Here is a 22,996-nt window from a genome sequence, read left to right as displayed (position 1 = left end):
CATTCGAGGCGAGCCTAGCGCGGGACCTCTGTCCCAGGCCCTGCGTCTCAGGGTGTGCAGGCCCACGTTTCTGGCGGATTTCTGGGGTTTCTCACATTCGTGGCGGGCTCTTGGTCCGACCGTGGGTCCGCGATGGCCAAGTCCTCGGACGGTCGTGGGGGCCGCCGTTCACTCCTGCTCGTGGCGCTCGGCGAGCTCCTCGAAGGCACGGGTGATGGTGTGGGTGTACTCGTGCGCGCCGTCGATGTCCGGGTGGATGTTGTCGGCCTGCAGCGCCCCGGGGTTCTCGCTCGCGGTGGCGTTCCAGTCGGCCAGGGCCACGTTGGGCCGGGCCGCGGCGATCTCCTCGAGCTGTCCGTTGACCTCGGGGACCCACGACGAGGAGCCGTAGAGGTTGACGAGCACGACGGGGCGGTCCGGCCCCAGATTGTCGAGGATCCGTTCGAGGATGGCCGGGTCGGGCATCCCGCCGTTGGTGCCGTAGTGCAGCACGACGGCGCGGCGCACTGTCCCGGCGGACAGCGCCGCGTCGACGGCGGCCTCGCCCGCCGGCCACTGGTCGTTGGACAGGGCGCTGACGTGGACGCCGGGGTAGTAGTACTCCAGGGCGTCGAGGCTGGTGACGACGAGCGAGTCGCCGAAGATGGACAGCTCCTCGCCGGTGGGGACGGAGAAGTCGGCGTCCGGCGAGGGCTGCTGCCCCTCCTCCGTCCCCTCGGAGGAGTCGTCGGAGGGGTCCTCGGTCGGATCGTCCTCGGTGGGCGCCTCGCCGCCGGTCCCGTCCTCGGCGGCGCCGTCGGAGGGCTCGTCCGCGCCGCCGTCGTCCGGCTCGCCCTGACCGTCCTCGGTGCCGGCGGTGCCGTCGGAGGCCGCCTCCTCCTCGCGAGCGCGTTCCTCGGCGGCGGCCAGCTCGGCGGCGCGCTGGTCGGCGAGGCGCTGCTCGTTGTCGGCGATCTCCGCGGCGGTCTCGGACTGCTCCGGTGCGGTGGCCACCGCCACGCCGGTGCCCGCCACGAGCCCCACGCCCAGGGCGGCGGCCAGCCGGGCCGGCAGCGCCGGGGAACGGCCCAGACCGGCCACCCCGGCCAGCCAGCCGCGCACGGTGGCGCGGATGCCGTTGCGGCGCACGGGCTGCTCGAGCCACTCGTAGGAGGCGGCGGAGATGCCGAGGGTGACGACGAGGGCCGCGAGGCGCAGCACGGTGCGGGCGGCCGAGCCCTCGGCGGTCGGCACGAGCGCGTCGAGGACGATGATGACCGGCCAGTGCCACAGGTAGATGCCGTAGGAGCGCTCGCCGAGCCACTTGAGCGGCGCGAGCTCCATCGCCGCGGTGAACCAGGTGCGCGGCCCCAGCAGCGCGGCGACGAGCGCGGCGGCGGCCAGCGAGGCGAGGAACAGGCCGCCGCGGAAGGTCCACACCGACTCGAAGGGGACGAACCGCGCGAGCAGCACGAGCACGAGCAGCCCGGCCACGGGGACGACGGGCCGGGCCCGCTGCCAGGCGGTGGTCGTCAGCGGTCCGCGGGAGTCCCGGGCGACGAAGGCCAGCGCGATCCCGAGCATGAGCCCGAACAGGTGGGTGTCGGTGCCGTAGTAGACCCGCGTGGGGTCGCCGCCGGGGGTGACGAGCACCGCCATGAGCACCGCGGAGAGCAGGGCGATGCCCAGGGCGATGAGGGCGAGCATCCGCGGGGCGCGCACGAGCTTGATGAGTGGCAGCGCGAGCAGCGGCCACAGCAGGTAGAACTGCTCCTCGACGGCGAGGGACCAGAAGTTGACGAACAGCTGCGGTGCGGTCTGGTCGGCATAGGACGAGCCCGCCGCAACCTCCAGCCAGTTCGACGAGAAGGTCAGCGCCCCGAGGACCTGCCGGCCGATGTTGACCATGAGGTCGCGCTCGACCAGGGCTGCCACCGGGACGGCGACGACGACGACCAGCGCGAGGGCGGGCAGCAGTCGACGCGCGCGCCGCCGCCAGAAGCCGGGCAGATCGATGCGGCCCGAGCGGGAGATCTCACGCAGCAGCAGGGTGGTGATGAGGAAGCCGGACAGAACGAAGAACAGGTCGACGCCGAGGAAGCCGCCGGGGGCGACGGCCGGGAAGAGGTGGAAGAGCAACACGGCCCCGACGGCGAGCGCGCGGATACCGTCCAGGCCCGGCATCCGGCCCGAACGGACGACGTCCTTGGCCGAGGTGCCACCCGTCGGGGTGCCGCCCGCGGAGGCGGGGCCCGTCGCCGTGCCGCGCGTCGAATAGGAGCCGGACGAGTATCCGCCGGTGCGCCGGTCGCCCTCGGCCGTGGCGCCTGCCGCGGACCCGGGGCGGCTGGCCCGGGGGCCGTCGGCGAAGGGTGAGCCCGCACGGGGCGAGCGCTGGGGGTGGCCCGTCGCTCCGGAGCCCGTCGGCTGCCGCCCGGTCATCGCCTCACCACCTGTCGCCGGGGAACGGCCGTGTCGTCGTTCCCCTCCTACGGCCTCACGCTAGAACGATGTCCCGACGCCGCAGGGTGCGACGCGCGGACAGCACTCCCCCGGATCCGGGGCGCGACCCGGTACGGTGCGGCCGCCCGCCGCCGGTGCCGTGGCGGGCCCGGGCGCGTCGTCGCAGGTCTTGGCAGGATGGGGGCGTGCCCAGCGCTCCCGCACCGGCCCGTCCCACCACCCCCGACGACCGGTCCGACCCGGCGGCCGAGCGGCCCCGCGAGCACGCACCCCGGGTCGGCGTCCTCACCTCGGGCGGCGACGCCCCGGGGATGAACCCCGCGGTGCGCGCCGTCGTCCGGGCCACGATCCGCCTCGGCGGGCGACCCTTCGCCGTGACCGAGGGCTGGCAGGGCGCCGTCGCCGGCGGTGAGCACCTGCGCGAGATGGGGTGGGACGACGTCGGCTCGATCCTCGGCCGCGGCGGGACGATCATCGGCACCGCCCGCGCCTCGGACTTCCGGGAGCGCGCGGGACGCCGGCGGGCCGCGGCCAACCTCGCCGGCGCGGGCATCGACCGGCTGGTCGTCATCGGCGGCGACGGCTCGCTCACCGGCGCCGAGGCGCTGCGCCGGGAGTGGCCCGAGCTGCTCGCCGAGGCCGTGGCGGCCGGCGCCCTGGCTCCGGAGGTCGCCGACCGGCATCCCACGCTGCGGGTGGTCGGCCTGGTCGGCACGATCGACAACGACCTCGTCGGCACGGACATGACCATCGGCGCCGACTCCGCGCTGCACCGGGTGGTCGCCGCGCTGGACGACCTCTCCTCGACGGCGGCCAGCCACCAGCGCACCTTCGTCGTCGAGGTGATGGGGCGCAGCTGCGGATACCTGCCGCTGATGTCCGCCGTCGCCGGCGGCTGCGACTACGTCCTCACCCCCGAGGACCCGCCGGGCGCGGACTGGGGCGACGCCCTGCACGCCCGCCTGCTGGCGGGCCGGCGGGCCGGGCGGCGCGAGTCGATCGTCGTCGTCGCCGAGGGGACCCGGGACCTGGCCGGCGAGCCGGTCGACGCCGCCCGCGTCGCCGAGGAGATCGGACGCCGCGCCGGGGAGGACGCGCGGGTGACGATCCTCGGGCACGTCCAGCGCGGCGGCGCGCCCTCGGCCTACGACCGCTGGATGCCCACCCTGCTGGGGTGCGCCGCGGCCCAGGAGCTCCTCGCCCCCGGCCGCACCGGCGTCGCCGCCTCCGCACCGGCGCACGAGACGGCGGGCCCCGCAGCGACGGGTGCGCCGGCGGCACCCGGCCGGGCGGTCGACGCGGCATCCCCCGACCGACCGGACGACGCCCCGACCGCCGACCCGGGCGCGTCGATCGTGTTGGGCGTGCAGCGCAACCAGGTCACCGCCCTCGACCTCACCGAGGCCGTGGCCCGCACCCGCGCGGTGGGCGAGCTCGTCCGCGCCGGCGACGGCCCCGCGGCCATGGCGGCGCGCGGCCGGTCCTTCCGGGAGATGCACTCGGTGTTCACCGACCTCACCGTCCCGCCCGAGGCGCCGCCCGGCGAGGACGCCCCCCGGATGGCCCTGCTCCACGCCGGCGGGCCGGCGCCGGGGATGAACACCGCGGTGCGCGCGGCGGTCCGGCTCGGGGCGGCCCGCGGCTGGCGGATGCTCGGGGTGCGCGGCGGGTTCCCGGGACTGGTCGCCGGCGAGCTCGAGGAGCTGACCTGGGCCGGCGTCGACGCCTGGGTCGGTGAGGGCGGGGCGAACCTGGGGACCCGGCGCCGCCTGCCCGAGGGCGCGGACCTCTACCGGATCGCGCGCGTGGTCGAGGACCGGCGGATCGACGCGCTCGTCCTCGTCGGCGGCCTCAACGCCTACCGGGGCGCGCTGCGCATGGCCGGCGAGCGCGAACGGCTGCCCGCCCTCGACCTGCCGGTGGTGTGTGTCCCCGCGTCGATCGACAACAACCTGCCCGGCTCCGAGCTGAGCATCGGGGCGGACACCGCGCTCAACTCGATCGTCGACGTGCTCGACCCGGTGCGCCGCTCCGCCTCGGCAACCCGGCGGTGCTTCGTCGCCGAGACGATGGGCCGGCGCTGCGGCTACCTCGCGCTCATGGCCGGCATCTCCTCGGGTGCCGAGCGCGTCCACCTCCACGAGGACGGGCTCACCCTGGCCGAGCTGGCCGACGACGCCGCCGCCATGCGCGCCTCCTTCGAGGAGGGGCGACGCCTCTACCTCGTGGTGCGCAACGAGGAGGCCTCGAGCTACGACGCGGACCTGCTGGCGAAGGTCTTCACCGAGGAGTCCCACGACCTGTTCGACGTGCGCACCGTGGTGCTCGGCCACCTCCAGCAGGGCGGCACGCCCTCACCGTTCGACCGGGTGCTGGCCACGCGGCTCGTGCACGCCGCGGTCGGCGAGCTCGACGACCAGCTCGCGGATGGCGGGCACGACTACCGGTACGTCGGGCAGGTCGACGGCGGTGTCGCCGTCGCCGACCTGGCGGGCTTCCCCGCCCTCATGGACATGCCGAACCGGCGCCCCCGCCACCAGTGGTGGATGGCGATGCGGGACCTGGTCGCCGCGGTGTCGCGGCCGGGCCACGACGTCGAGATGCCGCGCATCGGCGTCGGCCGGCCCTGACGGCGTCGGTCGGCGCGGACGCGTCGGTCAGAGCTTGGTCAGCGGCGCGTAGCGCAGCAGCAGGCGCTTGACCTGGCCGTCGCCGAAGTCGACCTTCGCCACCGCCGAGGCGCCGGGGTTCTCCATGGAGATGACGGTGCCCAGCCCGTAGGCGTCGTGGTTGACGCGGTCGCCGGGGCTCAGCGAGGGGACCTCGACGTCGGGCCGGGGGGTGGCCGAGCCGAAGCGGGGCTCGCCGTCCTTGCGCACGCTCTCGCCCGGCTTCCACGGCCTGGACGAGGCGGCCGGGCGGGTGGGCGTGCGCGGCTCGGCGCGCGAGACGCGCACCCCCGAGGCCCAGGTGCGGCCGTCGGCGCCGCGCCCGGAGCCGCGGATCGCGTCGGTGGAGGACTGCTCGCGACGCCACTCGACGAGCTCGGCCGGGATGTCGGAGACGAACCGCGACTCGGGCATCTCCTGCGGCAGGCCGAAGGCGGTGCGCACGGCCGCCCGCGAGAGGTAGAGGCGCTCGCGCGCGCGGGTCAGCGCGACGTAGGCCAGGCGCCGCTCCTCGGCGATCTGGTCGGACTCCCCCAGCGAGCGCTGGTGCGGGAAGGTGCCGTCCTCGAGCCCGGTGACGAACACGACCGGGAACTCCAGGCCCTTGGCGGTGTGCACGGTCATGAGGGTGACGACGCCCTCGTCACCGGCCAGGCCCGGGATCTGGTCGGCGTCGGCCACCAGCGCGACCCGCTCGAGGAAGTCGCCCAGGCCGGCCTCGGGGTCGGTCTCGACGAACTCGGCCGCCACCGCGTGCAGCTCGGCGAGGTTCTCCACGCGGCTCTGGTCCTGCGGGTCGTCCGAGGCGCGCAGCTCGGCAAGGTAGCCGGAGCGGTCGAGGGCGGCGTCGAGGATCTCCGCCGGCCCCGCCCCGCCGTCGGCCAGCTCGCGCAGCCCGGTCATCAGCTCGTGGAAGCCCCGCACCGCCGTGCGGGAGCGGGTGGCCAGGCCGAGCACCTCGGGCACCGTCCGCCCCTCGACGACGTCGCCGGCCGTGGCCGCGGCGTCGGCGATCGACTGGCCGAAGGAGATCCGCTCGCGGGAGGCGTGCCGCTCGAGGGCCTGCTCGGCCTTCTCCCCCAGCCCGCGCCGCGGGACGTTGATGATGCGCCGGATGTTCGCCTCGTCGTCGGGGTTGGCCACGGCACGCAGGTAGGCGACGGCGTCCTTGATCTCGCGGCGCTCGTAGAAGCGGGTCCCCCCGACGACGACGTAGGGCACGCCGGCGCGGACGAGGACCTCCTCCAGCGCCCGGGACTGGGCGTTGGTGCGGTAGAAGATCGCCATGTCGCCGTAGCGCATGCGCCGCTCGCCGGGCCCGGGCCCGCCCGTCGTGGCGGTCTCGTCGTCGCGCAGCCGGTCGATCTCCTCGACGACGAAGCGCGCCTCCTCGTGCTCGGAGTCCGCGACGTAGCCGACGATCCGCGGGCCGCCGCCCGAGTCGGTCCACAGGTTCTTCGGGCGCCGGCCGGGGTTGGTGGAGATGACGGCGTTGGCCGCGGACAGGATCGTCTGGGTCGAGCGGTAGTTCTGCTCGAGCAGGATCGTGCGGGCCTGCGGGTAGTCCGCCTCGAACTCGAGGATGTTGCGGATCGTGGCCCCACGGAAGGCGTAGATCGACTGGTCCGCGTCACCGACGACGGTCAGCTCGGCGCCGGGGACGCCGGACTGTTCGCCGGGACGCACGGGGTCGTCGGTGGTGCCGCCGGACAGCTCGCGCACGAGCACGTACTGGGCGTGGTTGGTGTCCTGGTACTCGTCGACCAGGACGTGGCGGAAGCGGCGGTGGTAGTGCTCGGCGATCGCCGGGAAGGCCTGGAGCATGTGGACCGTGCGCATGATGAGGTCGTCGAAGTCCATCGCCGAGGCCTGGCGCAGGCGGGCGTCGTACCCGCGGTAGACCTGCGAGACGACCTCGTCGAGCTCCTGCCCGGAGCCCATGACCGTGGCGGAGTGGTCGTCGGGGTCGACGAGCTCGTTCTTCAGGTCGGAGATCTTGCGGGCGAGGAGCTTGGCGGGGAAGCGCTTGAGGTCGACGTCGAGCTCGCGGCCCACGAGGGTGATGAGCCGCTGGCTGTCGGCCGAGTCGTAGATCGAGAACGAGGAGCGCATCCCCAGCGCCTCGTGCTCGCGGCGCAGGATCCGCACGCAGGCGGAGTGGAAGGTCGAGACCCACATGCGCTGCGCCGAGGCGCCGACGAGGTCCTCCACGCGCTCGCGCATCTCGGCCGCGGCCTTGTTGGTGAAGGTGATGGCCAGGATCTCGCCGGGCCGGGCGCGCCCGGTGGCCAGGAGGTGGGCGACGCGGTGGGTGAGCACGCGGGTCTTGCCCGAGCCCGCGCCGGCGACGATGAGCAGCGGCGAGCCCGCGTGGGTGACCGCCTCGCGCTGCTGCGGGTTGAGGCCGACGAGGAGCTCGTCGGCACCGCGCGGTCCGCGGCCGCCGGCATCGGCGCGTGCCTGTGCCCGCTCGGCCGCCGAGGGCAGCTCGGCGCCGGTGCCGGCCGGCGGGAGGTCGGCGAAGGGGTCGGCCTGGGTGGGCAGCGAGTCCGACGGGCCGCCCTCGTCCGGCGGTGGCTCGGCGGGCGCCCACGCGTCCTCGTCCGGGCGCGGCGCGAGGGTCGCGGGCAGGGCCGTGGTGCGGCTGCGGCGCGCGGGCAGGTCGAGGCCGTCGAACAGGGTGCTCATCGTCGGTCCAGGTTAGCCGCGCCGGCCGACACCCGAGAGCGGGGCTGTGGATGACGGGCCCGTCACCGCCCGGCTGTGGACGATGAGCACCGCACCGCCCCCCGCACGCGGACGCCCGGCCCGCGGCGGTGGCCGCGGACCGGGCGCCCGACGCCGTCTCGCGCCCGGGGGTGCGCGGACGTCGGGCCCGACCCGCGCCGGGGAGGGTCGCGGGCCGGGCGATCAGGGGCGCCTCAGCGCAGCCGGATCTCCTCGTCTCCCGAGAAGACGCCCGCGGAGACCTGCAGGAGGTCCGGCTCGGCGTCGGCCGGGAGGTCGAAGAGCAGGGTGCCGTTCGTCGTGTTGCCAGGGTTGATCTCGGTGAGCAACAAGGACCCGTCCTCGAGGTAGATCGAGGCCGAGGACGTCGAGTGCTCACGGCCCTCGGTGTCGACGAGGACGGCGTCGCTCTCCCAGAACGTCTCGCCGCTGTCCCCCGTGTTCGAGATCGTCACGTCCACGAGCACGAACTGACCCTGCGCCTCCTCGCCGAGGAACCCGTCACCGACGCCGGGGACACCGGTCTCGACCTCGTCGACGGTGATCTCGAGGTCGCCGACCGGGACGGGCACTCCGACCTGGGAGCCGGCGACCTCGGCCGCCTCGCCCGTGGCGGCGCTCGGAGCCGAGGCCTCGGTCTGCTCGCCCGTGGCGGTGCCCGACGCCGAGGCCTCGGCCGGCTCGTCCTCGCCGCCGAGCTGCGAGGAGACCGCGACGACGCCGCCGAGGACGAGGACACCGGTGAGGACCTTGTGCCGGGCGAACCAGCCGCGGCTCGCCTTCTGCATCCGCTTCTGCGCCTTGAGCTCCTGCTTGCTCATCGGACGCTGCGGTGCGACGTCGGGGCTCGACGCGGCGGGTGCGCCGGTCTCGGTGGTGGGCTGCTCGTTCATGGTGTCCTCCGGTGGGGGCTGATCGGTACGGAGGAAGGCTCGCCCGACGCACCCACCCACCGGATCCCCCGATCGGTCCCGGCACCACCCTCCGACCGGTCCGTCCGTCCGCCCGTTCGGAGGGGCACGATCGTCGGCGGCTCCTGGGACGATGCGCGCATGTCCTTCCCGACCGCCTCCGGCCGGCCTGCCCCGGCACCACGCCGGGGACCGGTCCGCCGCCTTCTTGGTCCGACCCGCACGACGCTCGTGGTCGCGGTCATCGGCGTCCTCGCCCTGATGGACCTCATCTACTCGCCCTTCATGCGCAGCTGGCTGGAGGCGGACCCGGAGACGCTCGTGGGGTGGCAGGTCTTCCTCGTGCCCGCCCTGGCCGTCGGCGGCATGCTGCACGGGCTCATCCTCCTGCTCCGCGCCCGCCGCCCCCGGACCACGCTGCTCGTCGCCTCCGCGATCGCCCTGCTGCTGCCCTTCTCCCCGGTGACCGCGCTCGTGGTGCTCTCGAGCCACCTGTCGCACCGCCGGCTGTCCCGCCCCGTCGCGGCCGTCGTCCTGGTCACCGTGGCGACGGTCGTGTGCACGTGGCGGGACCTGCTCGGGGAGACGACGTGGACCTCGTGGGTGCGGGTCATGCTCGCGAGCGCCCCGCACGACCACGCCCCCGCCCCGGTGCCCTGGGTCGGGGTCGCCCTGTTCGTCGCTCTCGCCGTCGGCAGCGCGGTCGGCCTCGGCCTGCTGCGTCGTTCCCGCTCGGACGCCCGCGGGGCGGAGGCGGTCGCGCAGACCGCGCTGCGCAGCCGCGACGACGCCGTCGAGACCGTCTCCAGGCAGGCCGAGCGCGAGCGGGTCGCCCGGGAGATCCACGACGGCATCGGTCACCGTCTCTCCCTGCTGAGCCTCGAGGCGGGCGCGCTCCAGATGGAGGCACGCGACGATCCGCGGCTCGCCGAGTCCGCCGCCCGCCTGCGCGGTCAGGCCGCGGAGGCCACCCAGGAGCTGCGCACGCTCGTCGGCATGCTCCGCGAACCGACGCCGGAACCGGTCGTCACCCTCGACCAGCTCCAGGCCGTCCTCGACGAGTCGGCCGATGCCGGTCAGCTCCTGGCCGCCGTCGTCAACGTCGACGACGCCACGAACGCACCGGCACCGCTGGCCCGGGCGGTCCACCGCATCACCACCGAGATCATGACCAACGCCCGCAAGCACGCCCCGAAGGAGACGCTGCGCCTGCGCGTGACCGGCGGGCCCGGGCGCGGCATCGACGTCGCGGCGTCGAACCGACTGGCAGGGCCGCCGGCCGACAACCGCCCCGGCACGGGTGGCGCCGGCCTGGTCGGCATCGTCGAGCGCGCCGAGATCCTCGGTGGGCACGCACACCACGGGGTCGACGGCGACAGGCACCGTGTGGACGTCCACCTCCCCTGGCGCGAGGCCGGTGTCGCCGGCCCCTCCTAGACTGCCCGGGTGCACCCGCCCGTCCGAGTGGTCGTCGTCGACGACGACCCGATGGTTCGTGCCTTCGTGCGGCGGATCGTCGACACCGACGACGCGCTCGAGGTCGTCGGCGAGGCCGCCGAGGGCGACGCGGCCCTCGAGCAGGTCATCGCCCACCACCCCGACGTCGTCCTCATGGACCTGACGATGCCGGGCACCGACGGCGTGGCGGCGACCCGGGCGATCCGCGCACGCCCCTCTCCCCCGGCGGTCCTCGTGCTGACGACCTGGGACCTCGACACGGACGTCCAGGCGGCGGTGGAGGCCGGCGCGGCCGGCTACCTGCTCAAGACGGCGGGGCCGGACGAGCTCCTCGCGGCGGTCCACGCGGTCGCCTCCGGGCTCGGGGCGATCTCGCCGCAGGTCCAGCCCGGCCTCCTCGAGCGGATGCGCCGCGGCGGTGCGTCCCGGCGGGCGGCGGCCGTGCGTGCGCTGAGCACCCTCACCGCACGCGAGCTCGAGGTCGCCCGGCTCGTGGCGCAGGGCGCCGGGAACGCGCAGATCGCCCGCGCGCTGCACCTCGGCGAGACGACCGTGAAGACGTACCTCAGCGGCGTTCAGGCGAAGCTCGGCGTCGACAACCGCACACAGGTCGCGGTCATCGTCGACCGCGCGAGCGAGTAGCCGCGGCCCCGCCGGGTCAGCGCCTCGCCAGGAGGTCCTCGGCGAAGCCGGTCACCCGCAGCCGCAGGTCGTCGATCCTGCGGACGCGGGCGGCGTCGACGTCGTACCCCTCGTACGGGGGCGGCGGGTCGTCGCGCACGTTGGCCGAGCACTCGAAGTCACGGCACAGCAGGGTGCCGACCGTGTCGCCGCGGCGACCGGCGGGACCGACCTTCCTCGCCGAGCAGAAGACGACCTCGCTCGGGAGCCGGACGTCACGGCACCAGTGGCACATCGCACGCCTGCGCGGGGCCGACTCCACCTGTCGCAGGGCGATGCCGATGGGGTCGCCCTCGAGGCCGGGGATCACCACGTAGGCACGGTGCAGGTAGGTGGCGTCGCGCCAGCCGAGGAGGTCGAGCTCGGCGAAGTCCTCGTCGGTCATCGATCCGAGGTCCGGCGGGAGCGAGGCGACCGCGACCTCCTTGCGGGAGGCGTTGACGAAGGAGGAACGGATGGTCGATTCGGTGAGTGTGAGCATGGGTGAGCGCCTTTCGGGCCTCGCCGGGGTCGACGGGCCTGAGGTTCGAGAGCGTGGAGGTCGGAGTCGACGGCCGCCCGGCAGCGGGTGCGGGGCGGGGACGTCCGGGCGGCGAGGGCCGGTCGGGGCCGGCCGCGGGCACGACGGACCGGCCGTGACGCGCTCCTCGCGCACCACGGCCGGGGCGGGCCGGCTACTCACCGTCGGCGAGCGCCTCGCCGACGACCTCCTGGCGCTGTGCGTACAGCTCTCGGTGGTTCACCCGGACACCGTAGGGGCGGGTGCGGACCGGGGCCCAGGGGATTTCTCGGTGCGCCTGGCCTTCACGGAGGTCACCACCGACCGTCGGTCGGTGGGCGCCACGGTGGCCTACTCGGCCTCGTGCGCCCGAAGGAAGGTGGCCGTGCCGTCGTCGAGAAACCCGACGGCGATCCGCACGGGCCCGTGACGCTCGCCGCCGGACTCGTCGAGGTCGAGCTCGTCGAGCGGGACGCCGGCGACCTCGATGCGCAGTTCGTCGCACGCGGGCGGTTCCGTCTCCGTGACCTCGTCGCAGAGGTAGGCCGAGTCCGCAGGGGCCTGCGTCGTGACGAGGACGGCGTCGAGGACCAGCGCGAGGTTCGGCTCCGCGATCTCGAGCGCGTCCGCGACCGTCCATGTCTCTCGCGGCTCCGGTGCCGGCGGCGGCGTCTCGTTCCGTTCGACGACGTCGACGTAGGCCACCGTGTCCTCGTCCACGACCTCGACGACGATCACCACCGATCCCCACCGGGTGCCGGACTCGTCGAACAGGTTGAGGTCGTCGAGGGGAGCGCCGGTCAGCTCGAGGATCGCGGGCGCGCAGACGGGCGGGTACGTCTCGCCGACGACATCGCACAGCTCGGCGCGGTCGTACGCGATCAGCGCCGCGTCGACGGCCACCACGTCCCCGGGCAGGGCGGTGGCGGCCACCTCGCTCGCCGACATGGGTGGCCCCGGGGCCTCCGCCGGATCCGTGGTGGCCGAGGTGGTGGGCTCGGCCGGGACCGCGGCCGATGGCGGTTCGGCGCCCGGCGTCGTCGTCCCCTCCTCCCCTGCGCCGCACGCGGCGAGCCCGGTCACGAGCAGGAGCACGGCGAGACCGGCCGAGGCATGAGCGCGGGCCTGCCCTTCGTCCGCCTGCCTTGCCGCCGCGCCACCCGTCACGCCCCTCAGCGTGCCCCGCCGAGCGGCATTCCGGCGAGGTCGCGCGACGGTTCGAGACCCACTCGTGACGACCTCCAGGCGACGACGAACGCGCCGGACGCACGACGGCCCGACGACGGGCCGGGGGGTTCCGTCGTCGGGCCGTCGTCGGGCCCGGACCGTGCCGGGGAGGGTCACGGCCCGGGCGGTCGGGGGCGCCGGGCGCTGGTGCGCCGCCGGCACGGGCCGGTCAGCGCGGGTCGGTCACCGCAGGCGGATGTCGACCGGGTCGGAGAAGATGCCGGGCGAGACCTGCAGCAGGTCGATCTCGGCGTCGGCGGGGATGTCGAACAGCAGGGCGCCGGCGGCGGTGTTGCCGGGGTTGATCTCGGTGATCAGCCAGCTCTCAGCCTCGTCGAGGTAGATCGAGTCCGAGGACGTCGAGTGCTGGCGCCCCTCGGCGTCGACGAGCACCGCGTCGTCCTCCCAGAAGGTCGCACCGGAGTCGCCGGTGTTCGTCAGGGAGAGGTCGACGCGCACGAACTGGCCCTGCGCCTGCGCGCCGAAGTACTGGTCACCCACCGAGGCGATCCCGGGCTCGAGCCCGACGACCGTGACCTCGAGGTCGCCGACCTCGACCGGCACGCCGATCTGGGGACCGGCCTCCTCCGCGGGAGCCTCCTCGGCAACGGCCTCCTCGGCGACGGCCACGCCCTCGGTCGCGGGGGCCGCGACGCCCTCGTCCTCCGTGGCCGGCGCGGGAGAGCTCGTCCCCGCCGGGGCGGCCGTCTCCGCCGGGGCGGTCGCGGCCTGGGTGTCCTCCTCCGCGCCACCGAGCTGCGAGCCGACGGCGGCGACGCCGGCCACGGCGATCACTCCGGTGAGGAACTTGTGCCGCGCCACCCACGGGCGGGCAGCCTTCTGCATCCGCTTCTGCACCTTGAGCTCCTTCTTGCTGAGCGGCTGCTGCGGTGCGCCGTACGGGTTCGGGGCGACGGGCTCGGGGGCGGACTGCGTGGACATCGTTTCCTCCGGAAGGGTGGGGCGTTCGAGCCTGAGGCTGGCAGGCCTCACGCCGTTACAACAGTGGTCTGGCGCGTGACGTGCGGCTCGCCGCGACCGGGACCTCGGTCCCTGGACGACCTCTCCAAGTCGATGAAAGGTAATGAATGAGCTGATCTGTCGCCCGCGATCGCGCGCCCGGGAACGCGGCGACGCCTCCGGGAGACCGATGAGATTCTCGACACACCCGAGCGCGAAGGCTCGGGTCCCGAGCCGTCCGTTCCGCCCCTGGCACGCGGACCACGGGGCATGCGGTCACGGTCGTCCGCGCCGGCTACCGCACGATCCAGGCGACGACGAAGGCCCCGACCGCCACCATCGCCCCCGCGAGCTCGATGAGGATCGTCAGCCCGGCGGCCTTGAGCGCGCGGACGGTGGCCGGCCAGGCGCGCCGCACGTCCCGCAGGCGCGCGAGCTCGACGAGGAACACGGTCCCGACGAAGAACAGGAAGAGTCCGACGACGGGCACGACGAAGAAGCCGACGACGCCGGCGACCGCGGCGAGGACGAGCGTGGACGTGCGCACGCCGCCGCGGCGCATGTACCGACCCGCGAGGACGTAGCCGAGCACCATCGCGAGGAGGAAGGCGGCGATCGCGACGATCGCGACCGTCCAGCCGAGCGTGCCGCCCTGGTACCAACCCCAGATCGCGACGGCGCCCGCGACGAGGCCGCCGCCCGGGAAGATCATCGTCACCGTGCCGAACAGCCCGACGCCGATGGCGACGATCGTCAGCAGCTCGGCCATGCTCAGACTCCCGCCCCGGGGGTGGCCGCCGGTCGGCGGTGCAGGTCGAAGGCTACGCCGAGCCCGGACGCAGGACGGCCGGGCTCCGTCCGGGACCCGGCCGCGCGGTTGTTCGGTACGTCAGCTCCAGAGGACGGCGATCGCCACGTTGACGACGATGAGGCCGGCCAGCGTGGGAACCATCGGGGAGCCCTTCTGGCCGTCGCGACGGGCGCGGTCGCCGAGGAAGGCCACGACGGTGGCGCCGAGCGCCACGACGAGCTTGACGCCGATCTTGATGTGGTTGACCTCGCCGTCGCCCATCTCGGCCAGGCCGACGAGCAGGATGCCCGCGATGAGGGCCGTGAGCACGCCGTGCGTGGCGCCCTTGGGCAGCACACCCTCGCGCATGCCGGCGATCGCCATGCCGAGGGCCATGGCCCAGCCCAGGAGGTGGATGACGACGACGATGCCGGTGACGATGTCCATGTCTCCAGGGTATCTGTCACGGTGTCAGTTCACCGGCCCGACCGGGATGGGACCGGTCACCCGCCGCGCCCCGGGCCCCCGCCTGGCCTCCTGGCCTCCTGGCCTCCTGGCCTCCTGCTCATCGAGCACATGGGTTGTGTCTCGAGAGCATGGACTCAGGGCATCGTCTCGATACACGACCCGATGTCTCGGCGCGAGGTGGCGGGCGCGAGTTAGCGGCCCCGGCGTCCCGCGCGTTACTCCCACTCGATGGTGCCCGGGGGCTTCGACGTGACGTCGAGGACCACCCGGTTGACCTCCGGGACGGTGTTGGTGATGCGGGTGGAGATGCGTGCGAGCACGTCGTAGGGGACGTGCGACCAGTCGGCGGTCATGGCGTCCTCGCTGGAGACCGGGCGCAGCACGATCGGGTGGCCGTAGGTGCGGCCGTCGCCCTGCACGCCGACCGAGCGCACGTCGGCCAGCAGCACGACCGGGCACTGCCAGATCGCCTCGTCCAGCCCGGCGGCGGTCAGCTCCTCGCGGGCGACGAGGTCGGCGGCCCGCAGGATCTCGAGCCGCTCGCGCGTGACCTCGCCGACGATGCGGATACCGAGACCCGGCCCGGGGAAGGGCTGGCGCGCCACGATCGCCTCGGGCACCCCCAGCTCGCGCCCCACGGCGCGGACCTCGTCCTTGAACAGCAGCCGCAGCGGCTCGACGAGCTCGAAGGTCATGTCCTCCGGCAGCCCGCCGACGTTGTGGTGGGACTTGATCGTCGCGGCCCCCTCGCCGCCGCCGGACTCGACGACGTCGGGGTAGAGCGTGCCCTGGACGAGGAACTTCACCTCGGCGCCCTGCTCGCCGGCCTCGGCGACGATCGCGGAGGCCGCCTCCTCGAAGGTGCGGATGAACTCGCGGCCGATGATCTTGCGCTTCTCCTCGGGGTCGGTGACCCCGGCGAGGGCGTCGAGGAAGGTGTCCGAGGCGTCCACGACCCGCAGGTCGACGCCGGTCGCGGCCACGAAGTCGCGCTCGACCTGCTCGGCCTCGCCGGCGCGCAGCAGGCCGTGATCGACGAACACGCAGGTCAGCTGGTCACCGACGGCCTTCTGGACGAGGGCCGCCGCCACCGAGGAGTCCACCCCGCCGGACAGCCCGCAGATCACGCGGGCGTCCCCGACCTGGGCGCGGATCGCGTCCACCTGCTCGGCGACGACCGAGGTGGCGGTCCAGTCCCCGGCCAGCCCGGCGCCCTCGCGCAGGAAGCGGGTGAGCAGGGTCTGGCCGTGCTCGGTGTGGTGGACCTCGGGGTGCCACTGGATGCCGTACAGGTGGCGGTCGGCGTCCTCGAAGGCGGCCACGGGCGCGCCGGCGGAGGTCGCGAGGACCTCGAAGCCCTCGGGGGCGGCGGTGACGGCGTCGCCGTGGGACATCCACACGGTCTGCACGTCGGGCGACCCGGAGAGCAGGGTGGACCCCTCGCGCTCCTCCCCCACCCGCACGACCGTGCCGCCGTACTCACGCTCACCGGTGCGGTCGACGGTCCCGCCGAGGGCCTGGGCCATGGCCTGGAAGCCGTAGCAGATGCCGAGCACCGGGACACCCGCGTCGAACAGGGCGGGGTCCACGGCGGGCGCGCCGTCGGCGTAGACCGAGGACGGGCCGCCGGAGAGGATGATCGCCGCGGGCTCCTTGGCCAGCATCTCCGTCACGGAGGCGGTGTGCGGGACGACCTCGGAGAGGACCTCGGCCTCGCGCACGCGGCGCGCGATGAGCTGCGCGTACTGCGCCCCGTAGTCGACGACGAGGACCGGGCGGTGGTTGCTGGTGCCGGCGGTGTCCGGCGCGTGCGTGGTCACCGGTCCAGGGTAGTGCGCCGCTCGGCGACCACCCGGGCGCGGCCCGTGACGGCGGGCAGGTCGGCCTCGACCCAGCCGTGCGCCCGGCGCTCGAGGACGAAGGAGAGCACGGGGACCACGCCGGCGGCGATGAGGGCGACCATCCGTCCCAGGCCCCAGCGCATGACCGACCACAGGTTGAGGACGGTGGCGGCGTAGACGACGTAAATCCAGCCGTGCAGGATCGCGATCCACGTGCCCATCACCGGCCGCGCGGTCCACCACTTCGACTCGTCCTCGTACCCCGAGACGCCGAAGACGTACTTGAGCACCATCTCGGCGGTGAGCACGAGCAGCATGACCCCGGTGACGAGGGCCATCGCGCGGTACCACCCGAAGGCGCGGTGGGCGCGGGTCTCGGCCGCCGCGGCGGCGGCCTGCCCGGCCTCGCGGGCCTCGGCGGACGGCGTGGACGGGTCGGTCTCGCTCATGGGGCCATTGTCCCCCGCGCGCACCGACCGTGCGGTCCCCGTCCGACGATGCCGCCCCGGCCACCGTGCCCGTCCGACGACGCTGTCCGCACCATTCGTGCACACCGGCCGTGCCCACCAGCCCTGGTGCGCACCGCCACGGGTAATCGCGTGGAGCGGCGTCGGTGGTGCGGCGTACCGTCCCTGCGTGCTCACCATGCCCACCGGCCATCCCGGGTCCCCGCCGCTCGGCAGCGCCGACGGCGTGCTCCTCTGGCTCGCCCGGCGCCAGCGCCTCGCGCTGGTGGTGGCCGTGCTCTTCGGGGTCGTGCGGCAGGTCGCGACGGCGGCGATCCCCCTCGTGCTCGGCCGGGCGCTCGACGCCGGTCTGACCGACGGGCTGACGGCCGCGACGTGGTGGGGCGCGGGCGCGGTGCTGCTCGTCGGCGTCGTCGCCACCCTGGCCTCGGCCTACGGCCACCTCTACGAGACGATGTGCTGGGTCCACGGCACCTTCGACACCGGGCGACTCGTCGGGCACCACGTCACCCGGGTCGGCCCGAACGTCACCAAGCACGCCGCCACCGGCGAGGTCGTCGCCACCGTCACCAACGACACGTTCCACATCGGCAACTTCTTCGAGATGTCGCAGCGGTTCGTCGGGTCGCTCGCGGGCGTGCTGTTCGTCGCCGTCGTGCTCCTGCAGTCCTCCGTGCTGCTGGGACTCGTGGTGCTCGTCGGGATGCCGCTGGTCTCCGCCGTCGTGGCGCTGCTCGTGCGGCCCCTCCAGGTGCGCCAGAAGGCCCAGCGCGAGGCGCAGGGCCGCCTCGGCGCGCTCGCCACCGACACCGTCGCCGGGCTGCGCGTGCTGCGCGGCATCGGCGGCGAGGACGTGTTCACGGACCGCTACGCCGCCCGCTCGCAGGAGGTGCGCCGCGCGGGCGTCTCCGTCGCCACGATCGCCGCCCTCATGCGCGGGCTCCAGGTCCTCCTGCCCGGCCTGTTCGTCGCGTTCGTCGTGTGGGTGGGCGCCCACCTCGCCCTCAGCGGCGAGATGACGCCGGGCGACCTCGTCGCCCTGTTCGGGTTCACCACCTACCTCGCCGCCCCGCTGCAGGCCTTCACCCAGTTCATCCAGGTCCTCGTGCGGGCCCGCGTCGGCGCCCACAAGGTCATCACGGTGGTCGGCACGGAGCCGTCCGCCGGCACGCTCGCCGAGTCCGAGGCCGCCGACGCCCGGCCCGTCCCCCCGCCGGCCGGCCCCGGGGACGGCGTCACGCTCGCCGACCCCATCTCGGGTCTCGTCGTCGACGCCGGGCTGCTCACGGCGGTCGTCAGCGACCCGCCCGAGGCCGCCGAGGCGCTCGCCGCCCGGCTCGGCCGCCTGCGCGACCCCGGGCAGGCGGGTGCCGTCGACGCCGGGGGCGTGCAGGACGTGCCCGATCCCGGCGCGACCGACGTCGCCGCCTCCCCCGACGTCGCCGCCACCTCCCCCGACGTCGCCGCCCGGCCCGGTATCGCACCGGGCCGTCTCGCGTCGGCGCTCGTCGACGGCACCCCCGTCGACGAGCTGGCGGTCGCCCAGGTGCGCGAGCGCGTCGTCGTGGCCGGCTCGAACCCCGAGCTCTTCGCCGGGACGCTGCGCGAGGCGCTCGACGTGCGCGACCGGGGCGAGGACGCCGCGCTCCTCGACGCCCTCGCCGCGGCCGACGGGCAGGACGTCCTCGACTCCGTCGGCGGGACGCTCGACGGCGAGATCGCTGAGAAGGGCCGCTCCCTGTCGGGTGGTCAGCGCCAGCGCGTCGCGCTCGCCCGCGCGCTGCTCACCGAGGCGCCGGCGCTCGTGCTCGTCGAGCCCACCTCCGCCGTCGACGCCCACACCGAGTCCCGGATCGCCGCCACGCTCGCGGGGCGCCGCGCCGGCCGCACCACCGTCGTCGTCACGTCCTCGCCGCTCGTGCTCGAGCACGCCGACGCCGTCGCCTTCCTCGACGGCGGTCGCGTCGCGGTCCAGGCCCCGCACGCCGAGCTCGTGCGCCGCGCCCGCGCCGGGGATCCCGACGCGCTGCGCTACCGCGCGGTCGTCACCCGCACCACCGCCGACGAGAGCGAGGCCGTGCGATGAGGCTCCCCGTCGCGGACACGCGCACCACGCTCCGGCTCGGCATGCGCTTCCTGCGCGGGCACCTCGGCCAGCTCGCGCTCGTCGTGCTCGTCCAGTCCCTCGCCGCCGTCGCCGCCCTGACCATGCCGTGGTTGCTCGGACGACTCGTCGACTCCGTGGTCACCGGCACGACCGCGGGCGAGGTCAACCGCACCGCGCTGTGGCTCGTCGGCGCCGTCGTGGTCCAGACCCTCATGGCCGCGTGGGCCCACCGGGCCTCGCTCGTCCTCGGCGAGCAGCTCTTCGCCGAGCTGCGCGAGGACTTCCTGCGCACCGTCACGCACCTGCCGCTGTCCACCGTCGAGCGCGCCGGGACGGGCGACCTGCTGGGCCGCACCACCAACGACATCGACCGGGTCCAGTGGGTGCTCCGCTTCGGCATCCCCGCGCTGCTGGTGGGCTTCACGACCGTGGCGCTGACCTACGGGGCGGCGTTCCTCGTCGACCGGCGCGTGGCCCTCGGGCTCCTCGTCGGCCTGCCCCTGCTGTGGTGGTCGGCCCGGCGCTACCTGAGGAAGGCGATGCCCGCCTACCTCGCCGACTCGGCCGCGTTCGCCGAGATCAACGGCGTGGTGACGGAGAACGTCGAGCAGGCCGCCACCGTCGACGCCCTCTCGCTGGGCCGCAGCCGGCGCCGCCGCTCGGACGAGGCGATGGCCGAGGCCTGGCACTGGGAGCTGGCGACGACCTGGCTGCGCGTACACCTCTTCCGCAGCCTCGAGCTGAGCTTCGTGTTGCCGCTCGGCGCCGTGGTCGTCTGGGGCGCCTACCTCATCGGCGCGACCGACGTGACGATCGGCGCCGTCACCACCGTCGCGCTCTACGCGATGCAGGTGCGTCAGCCCTTCACCGAGCTCCTCATGTGGATCGACGAGCTCCAGGTGGCCGCCGCCTCGCTCGCCCGCATCTTCGGCGTCGCGCTCGTCGAGCCCGACCGCACGGCGGGCGCCGACCGGCCGGCGGGGGCGTCGCTCACCGCCCGCGACGTGCGCTACGCCTACGTCGAGGGCAAGGACGTGCTGCACGGCATCGACCTCGACCTGCGCCCCGGCGAGCGCCTGGCGATCGTCGGCCCGTCGGGGGCCGGCAAGTCGACGTTCGGTCGCATGCTCGCCGGCATCCACCCGCCCACCGGCGGCGAGGTGACCGTGGGCGGGGTGCGGCTCGTCGACCTGCCCGAGGAGGACCTGCGCCGGCAGGTCGCGCTCGTCACCCAGGAGCACCACGTGTTCGTCGGGACGCTCGCGGACAACCTGCGGCTGGCCGACGAGCGGGTGGACGAGGCGGGGATGCGGCGCGCCCTGGACGCCGTCGACGCGCTGGACTGGGTCGACCGGCTGCCGGAGGGGCTGGCGACCGAGGTCGGCTCGGGCGCGCTGGCGCTCTCCCCCGCCCAGGCCCAGCAGCTCGCGCTCGCGCGTCTCGTGCTCCTCGACCCGCACACCCTCGTGCTCGACGAGGCGACCTCGCTGCTCGACCCCCGCGCCGCGCGGCACCTCGAGCGCTCGCTGAGCAACGTGCTCACCGGCCGCACGGTGGTCGCCATCGCGCACCGCCTGCACACGGCGCACGACGCCGACCGGGTCGCCGTGGTCGAGGGCGGCCGGATCGTCGAGCTCGGGTCCCACGACGAGCTCGTGGCCGCCGGCGGGGAGTACGCGTCGCTGTGGGCCAGCTGGCACCAGGACTGACCGGGCCGGTCACCCGCGACCGGGACGGTCGGGTCCGCGGCGTCTGGCCGCTCAGCCGCGGGACTCGATCTCCTCGCGCAGGCCGCCGGGGTCGTAGCGGCCCAGGATCCACTCCTCGCCGTCGATGAGGGTGAGGGGAACCCCGGCCACGCCCTGCGCGGTCGCACCCTCGGTGGCCGCCTCGACCAACGGGACGTAGGTGTCCTCGCGGATCCCCTCGGCCACGTCCTCGGGCACGCCGGCGTCCGTCAGCGCACCGACGATGTCGTCGTCGGACGGCTGGATCCCGGTCACGACGATCTCGTCGGTCATCCCCTCCCACAGGTCGAAGAGGGCGGCGTTGGCCTCGAGAATGCGGTCCGGGGCCCCGTCCGCGACGATGAACATCGCCTCGACGCTGCGACCCGAGTAGCCGGACCAGTCACCGGACTGGTCGAGGAACGCGACGGGCCGCAGGCGCACCTGGACGGTGCCCTCGCGCGCGAGGTCGGCGAGGTCGGCGCCGTTCGCCTCCTCGAAGGTGGCGCAGTAGGAGCACGCGTGGTCGAGGAAGACCTCGACGACCGGGAGGGCGGGATCGACCTCGCCCGCGACCCCGCCCGGGCCGACCTCGATCGCGCCGTCGCTGCCCACGTTGTCCGGCACCTCGCCGTCGACGTCGTACTGGTCGTAGCGTCGGGGCGGGTCCGACGTCGGCGCGTCGTCGAGGCCGGCCGGGGGATCATCGAGGACCTGCCCGGCCGGCTCCCCGCTCGGCGCGACCGACGGTGTCGGTGCGGTCGCGGCCCGGACACCGATGACGACCAGGACAAGGGCCCCGAGCACGACGACGGCACCGAGGAGTGGGACGAGCAGGCGTCGGGCGGTCAGCACACCGCCATGCTCGCAGTCGTCGACCGTCCAGGAGCGTCCTGTCCCCAGCAGAACTGCCCGGTCCTCAGGCTGCCCGGCCCGTGCCCGTCCCTGCGGCGAGCAGCGCCTCGTCGCGGCGGTCGAGGGCGTCGTCGCGGACGATGCGCCACCACAGCCACAGCGCGAACCCGCCGAAGACAAGCCACTCGACGGCGTAGGCGAGGTTCTGCAGGTTGAGCCCGGTCTCGACGGCGATCGTCGGGTCGGGCGCCTGGCGCAGCGGTCCCTCGGCGGTCACCCAGCCCGTGCCGTCGTGCGCCCCCTCGACGAGGTAGCCGGAGAAGGTCGGGCCTCCCCAGGTGCCGGCGAGCGCCGCCGTGGAGATCGCCCGCGTCGTCCCGGGGGCGGTGGCGCCGGCGCGGTGCTGCTCGGAGTTCGACAGGTGGCCGACGACCTCGACCTCGCCGTCGGGCACGTCGAGGGCGGCCGGGTCGGCGACGGTCGCGCCGTCGGTGCCCACCTCGACCTGGTCGGCGGGCAGCCAGCCGCGCAGGACCGGGATCATCGCGCCGGCCTCGCTGCCCTCGGTCAGGCGCAGGGCGGTGACGACGAGGACGGCGGCCTCGCCCTCGACCTCGCGGTCGACGACGAGGACCTGGTTGTCCGGCTCCCACTCGCCGGTCATGCTCACGCCGGTGGCGTAGACGTCGGTGGAGAAGCTGGACTGGGCCGGCAGCACGTCCTCGATCGGGACCGGGGCGGCCTCGAGGGTCGCGGCGTGCTCGGCGATCGCCTCGTCGGCACCGCGCAGGGCCGCGCGGTCGAGCTGCCAGGCGGAGAGCTGGACGCAGACGACCGCGGCGGCGAGGAAGAGGACGAGCAGGCCGATCATCCGCGGCGCGAAGGCCGAGCGGGCGAGCTCACGCAGCGTGACCCGGGGCCGCGGCGGCTTCTTCCCCTTCTCCCGGCGCAGCCGGGCGGCCTGGGCGGACTCGGCGGCGATCGCGGCCGGGTCCCTCTCGGCGGACAGCCGACGGCCTGGCACCGCGTCGCCGGGCACCGCGTCGTCGGACATCGAGTCGTCGGGGTGCGGGCCGTCCGACTCTGCGCCGTCGGGCTCCGCCGTCACGACCCCGCCCGCCGTGTCACCGCCTACACCGTCGTGGCGATCGCGGGTCGGGTCCATGG

General features: G+C 74.7%; 17 protein-coding genes. 5 read left to right on the top strand and 12 right to left on the bottom strand.

The annotated features are described in order from the left end of the window. Positions 1 to 168 precede the first annotated feature (168 nt). Positions 169 to 2,421, bottom strand: coding sequence for an acyltransferase family protein (locus tag AC3D3D_RS12755; protein ID WP_463661616.1), 2,253 nt, complete (start codon positions 2,419 to 2,421; stop codon positions 169 to 171). A 332-nt stretch (positions 2,422 to 2,753) separates the two neighbouring features. On the opposite strand from AC3D3D_RS12755, the gene AC3D3D_RS12750 reads away from it, so the two are divergent. Further along, a complete protein-coding gene (locus tag AC3D3D_RS12750) occupies positions 2,754 to 5,072 on the top strand; it encodes a 6-phosphofructokinase (RefSeq protein WP_488512653.1) in 2,319 nt (772 codons plus the stop codon). A gap of 27 nt (positions 5,073 to 5,099) precedes the next feature. Here AC3D3D_RS12750 and AC3D3D_RS12745 read toward each other — a convergent pair whose 3' ends face one another. Further along, the gene (locus tag AC3D3D_RS12745) at positions 5,100 to 7,799 is read right to left on the bottom strand and encodes a UvrD-helicase domain-containing protein (protein WP_463661618.1); all 2,700 of its coding nucleotides are present in this window, start codon (positions 7,797 to 7,799) and stop codon (positions 5,100 to 5,102) included. Between the two features lie 233 nt (positions 7,800 to 8,032). Beyond that, a complete protein-coding gene (locus AC3D3D_RS12740; RefSeq protein ID WP_463661619.1) occupies positions 8,033 to 8,731 on the bottom strand; it encodes a DUF4352 domain-containing protein in 699 nt (232 codons plus the stop codon). A gap of 159 nt (positions 8,732 to 8,890) precedes the next feature. Here AC3D3D_RS12740 and AC3D3D_RS12735 point away from each other — a divergent pair, with 159 nt between their 5' ends. Together AC3D3D_RS12735 and AC3D3D_RS12730 are read left to right on the top strand one after the other, a co-directional pair. Next, complete coding sequence (locus tag AC3D3D_RS12735) at positions 8,891 to 10,186, top strand: sensor histidine kinase (protein ID WP_463661620.1); 1,296 nt, start codon at positions 8,891 to 8,893, stop codon at positions 10,184 to 10,186. A gap of 9 nt (positions 10,187 to 10,195) precedes the next feature. After that, positions 10,196 to 10,849, top strand: coding sequence for a response regulator (locus AC3D3D_RS12730; protein ID WP_463661621.1), 654 nt, complete (start codon positions 10,196 to 10,198; stop codon positions 10,847 to 10,849). Positions 10,850 to 10,865: 16 nt separating this feature from the next. Here the strand turns inward: AC3D3D_RS12730 and AC3D3D_RS12725 are convergent, their stop codons facing one another. From AC3D3D_RS12725 to AC3D3D_RS12695, 7 genes are all read right to left on the bottom strand, one after another. Then, complete coding sequence (locus tag AC3D3D_RS12725) at positions 10,866 to 11,369, bottom strand: FBP domain-containing protein (protein WP_463661622.1); 504 nt, start codon at positions 11,367 to 11,369, stop codon at positions 10,866 to 10,868. Between the two features lie 369 nt (positions 11,370 to 11,738). Continuing rightward, complete coding sequence (locus AC3D3D_RS12720) at positions 11,739 to 12,482, bottom strand: hypothetical protein (RefSeq protein WP_463661623.1); 744 nt, start codon at positions 12,480 to 12,482, stop codon at positions 11,739 to 11,741. Between the two features lie 315 nt (positions 12,483 to 12,797). After that, on the bottom strand, positions 12,798 to 13,556 hold the full coding sequence (locus AC3D3D_RS12715; RefSeq protein ID WP_463661624.1) for a DUF4352 domain-containing protein: 759 nt from the start codon (positions 13,554 to 13,556) through the stop codon (positions 12,798 to 12,800). 313 nt (positions 13,557 to 13,869) lie between these two features. Then, positions 13,870 to 14,343, bottom strand: coding sequence for a DUF456 domain-containing protein (locus AC3D3D_RS12710; protein WP_463661625.1), 474 nt, complete (start codon positions 14,341 to 14,343; stop codon positions 13,870 to 13,872). Between the two features lie 120 nt (positions 14,344 to 14,463). Next, positions 14,464 to 14,811 (bottom strand): hypothetical protein, encoded by a 348-nt coding sequence (locus AC3D3D_RS12705; protein ID WP_463661626.1) that lies wholly within the window; start codon positions 14,809 to 14,811, stop codon positions 14,464 to 14,466. Between the two features lie 236 nt (positions 14,812 to 15,047). Further along, complete coding sequence (gene guaA, locus AC3D3D_RS12700; RefSeq protein WP_463661627.1) at positions 15,048 to 16,652, bottom strand: glutamine-hydrolyzing GMP synthase; 1,605 nt, start codon at positions 16,650 to 16,652, stop codon at positions 15,048 to 15,050. Next, the gene (locus tag AC3D3D_RS12695) at positions 16,649 to 17,122 is read right to left on the bottom strand and encodes a DUF3817 domain-containing protein (protein ID WP_463661628.1); all 474 of its coding nucleotides are present in this window, start codon (positions 17,120 to 17,122) and stop codon (positions 16,649 to 16,651) included. The genes guaA and AC3D3D_RS12695 overlap by 4 nt, the downstream gene beginning before the upstream one ends. 196 nt (positions 17,123 to 17,318) lie before the next feature. Here AC3D3D_RS12695 and AC3D3D_RS12690 point away from each other — a divergent pair, with 196 nt between their 5' ends. Next, on the top strand, positions 17,319 to 19,226 hold the full coding sequence (locus AC3D3D_RS12690; protein ID WP_463661860.1) for an ABC transporter transmembrane domain-containing protein: 1,908 nt from the start codon (positions 17,319 to 17,321) through the stop codon (positions 19,224 to 19,226). Further along, positions 19,223 to 20,956 (top strand): ABC transporter ATP-binding protein, encoded by a 1,734-nt coding sequence (locus AC3D3D_RS12685; protein WP_463661629.1) that lies wholly within the window; start codon positions 19,223 to 19,225, stop codon positions 20,954 to 20,956. Before AC3D3D_RS12690 ends, AC3D3D_RS12685 begins: the two co-directional genes overlap by 4 nt. A gap of 51 nt (positions 20,957 to 21,007) precedes the next feature. Here the strand turns inward: AC3D3D_RS12685 and AC3D3D_RS12680 are convergent, their stop codons facing one another. Further along, the gene (locus AC3D3D_RS12680) at positions 21,008 to 21,829 is read right to left on the bottom strand and encodes a DsbA family protein (RefSeq protein ID WP_463661630.1); all 822 of its coding nucleotides are present in this window, start codon (positions 21,827 to 21,829) and stop codon (positions 21,008 to 21,010) included. A 64-nt stretch (positions 21,830 to 21,893) separates the two neighbouring features. Beyond that, positions 21,894 to 22,994, bottom strand: a complete 1,101-nt coding sequence (locus AC3D3D_RS12675; RefSeq protein ID WP_463661631.1) for an SURF1 family protein — start codon at positions 22,992 to 22,994, stop codon at positions 21,894 to 21,896. Positions 22,995 to 22,996 lie beyond the last annotated feature (2 nt).

This window comes from Georgenia sp. X1117 (genome assembly GCF_057784635.1).
Note: the sequence above shows the minus strand (reverse complement) of the source record. Positions and strands in the feature narration are given on the sequence as shown.

What these genes read in the sequence shown, in the direction of transcription:
- AC3D3D_RS12690 (WP_463661860.1), top strand. Translation starts at nt 17,319, where the DNA reads ATGCCCACCGGCCATCCCGGGTCCCCGCCGCTCGGCAGCGCCGACGGC.
- AC3D3D_RS12715 (WP_463661624.1), bottom strand. Translation starts at nt 13,556, where the DNA reads ATGTCCACGCAGTCCGCCCCCGAGCCCGTCGCCCCGAACCCGTACGGC.
- AC3D3D_RS12710 (WP_463661625.1), bottom strand. Translation starts at nt 14,343, where the DNA reads ATGGCCGAGCTGCTGACGATCGTCGCCATCGGCGTCGGGCTGTTCGGC.
- AC3D3D_RS12745 (WP_463661618.1), bottom strand. Translation starts at nt 7,799, where the DNA reads ATGAGCACCCTGTTCGACGGCCTCGACCTGCCCGCGCGCCGCAGCCGC.
- AC3D3D_RS12755 (WP_463661616.1), bottom strand. Translation starts at nt 2,421, where the DNA reads ATGACCGGGCGGCAGCCGACGGGCTCCGGAGCGACGGGCCACCCCCAG.
- AC3D3D_RS12685 (WP_463661629.1), top strand. Translation starts at nt 19,223, where the DNA reads ATGAGGCTCCCCGTCGCGGACACGCGCACCACGCTCCGGCTCGGCATG.
- AC3D3D_RS12735 (WP_463661620.1), top strand. Translation starts at nt 8,891, where the DNA reads ATGTCCTTCCCGACCGCCTCCGGCCGGCCTGCCCCGGCACCACGCCGG.
- AC3D3D_RS12750 (WP_488512653.1), top strand. Translation starts at nt 2,754, where the DNA reads ATGAACCCCGCGGTGCGCGCCGTCGTCCGGGCCACGATCCGCCTCGGC.
- AC3D3D_RS12705 (WP_463661626.1), bottom strand. Translation starts at nt 14,811, where the DNA reads ATGGACATCGTCACCGGCATCGTCGTCGTCATCCACCTCCTGGGCTGG.
- AC3D3D_RS12675 (WP_463661631.1), bottom strand. Translation starts at nt 22,994, where the DNA reads ATGGACCCGACCCGCGATCGCCACGACGGTGTAGGCGGTGACACGGCG.
- AC3D3D_RS12725 (WP_463661622.1), bottom strand. Translation starts at nt 11,369, where the DNA reads ATGCTCACACTCACCGAATCGACCATCCGTTCCTCCTTCGTCAACGCC.
- AC3D3D_RS12695 (WP_463661628.1), bottom strand. Translation starts at nt 17,122, where the DNA reads ATGAGCGAGACCGACCCGTCCACGCCGTCCGCCGAGGCCCGCGAGGCC.
- AC3D3D_RS12740 (WP_463661619.1), bottom strand. Translation starts at nt 8,731, where the DNA reads ATGAACGAGCAGCCCACCACCGAGACCGGCGCACCCGCCGCGTCGAGC.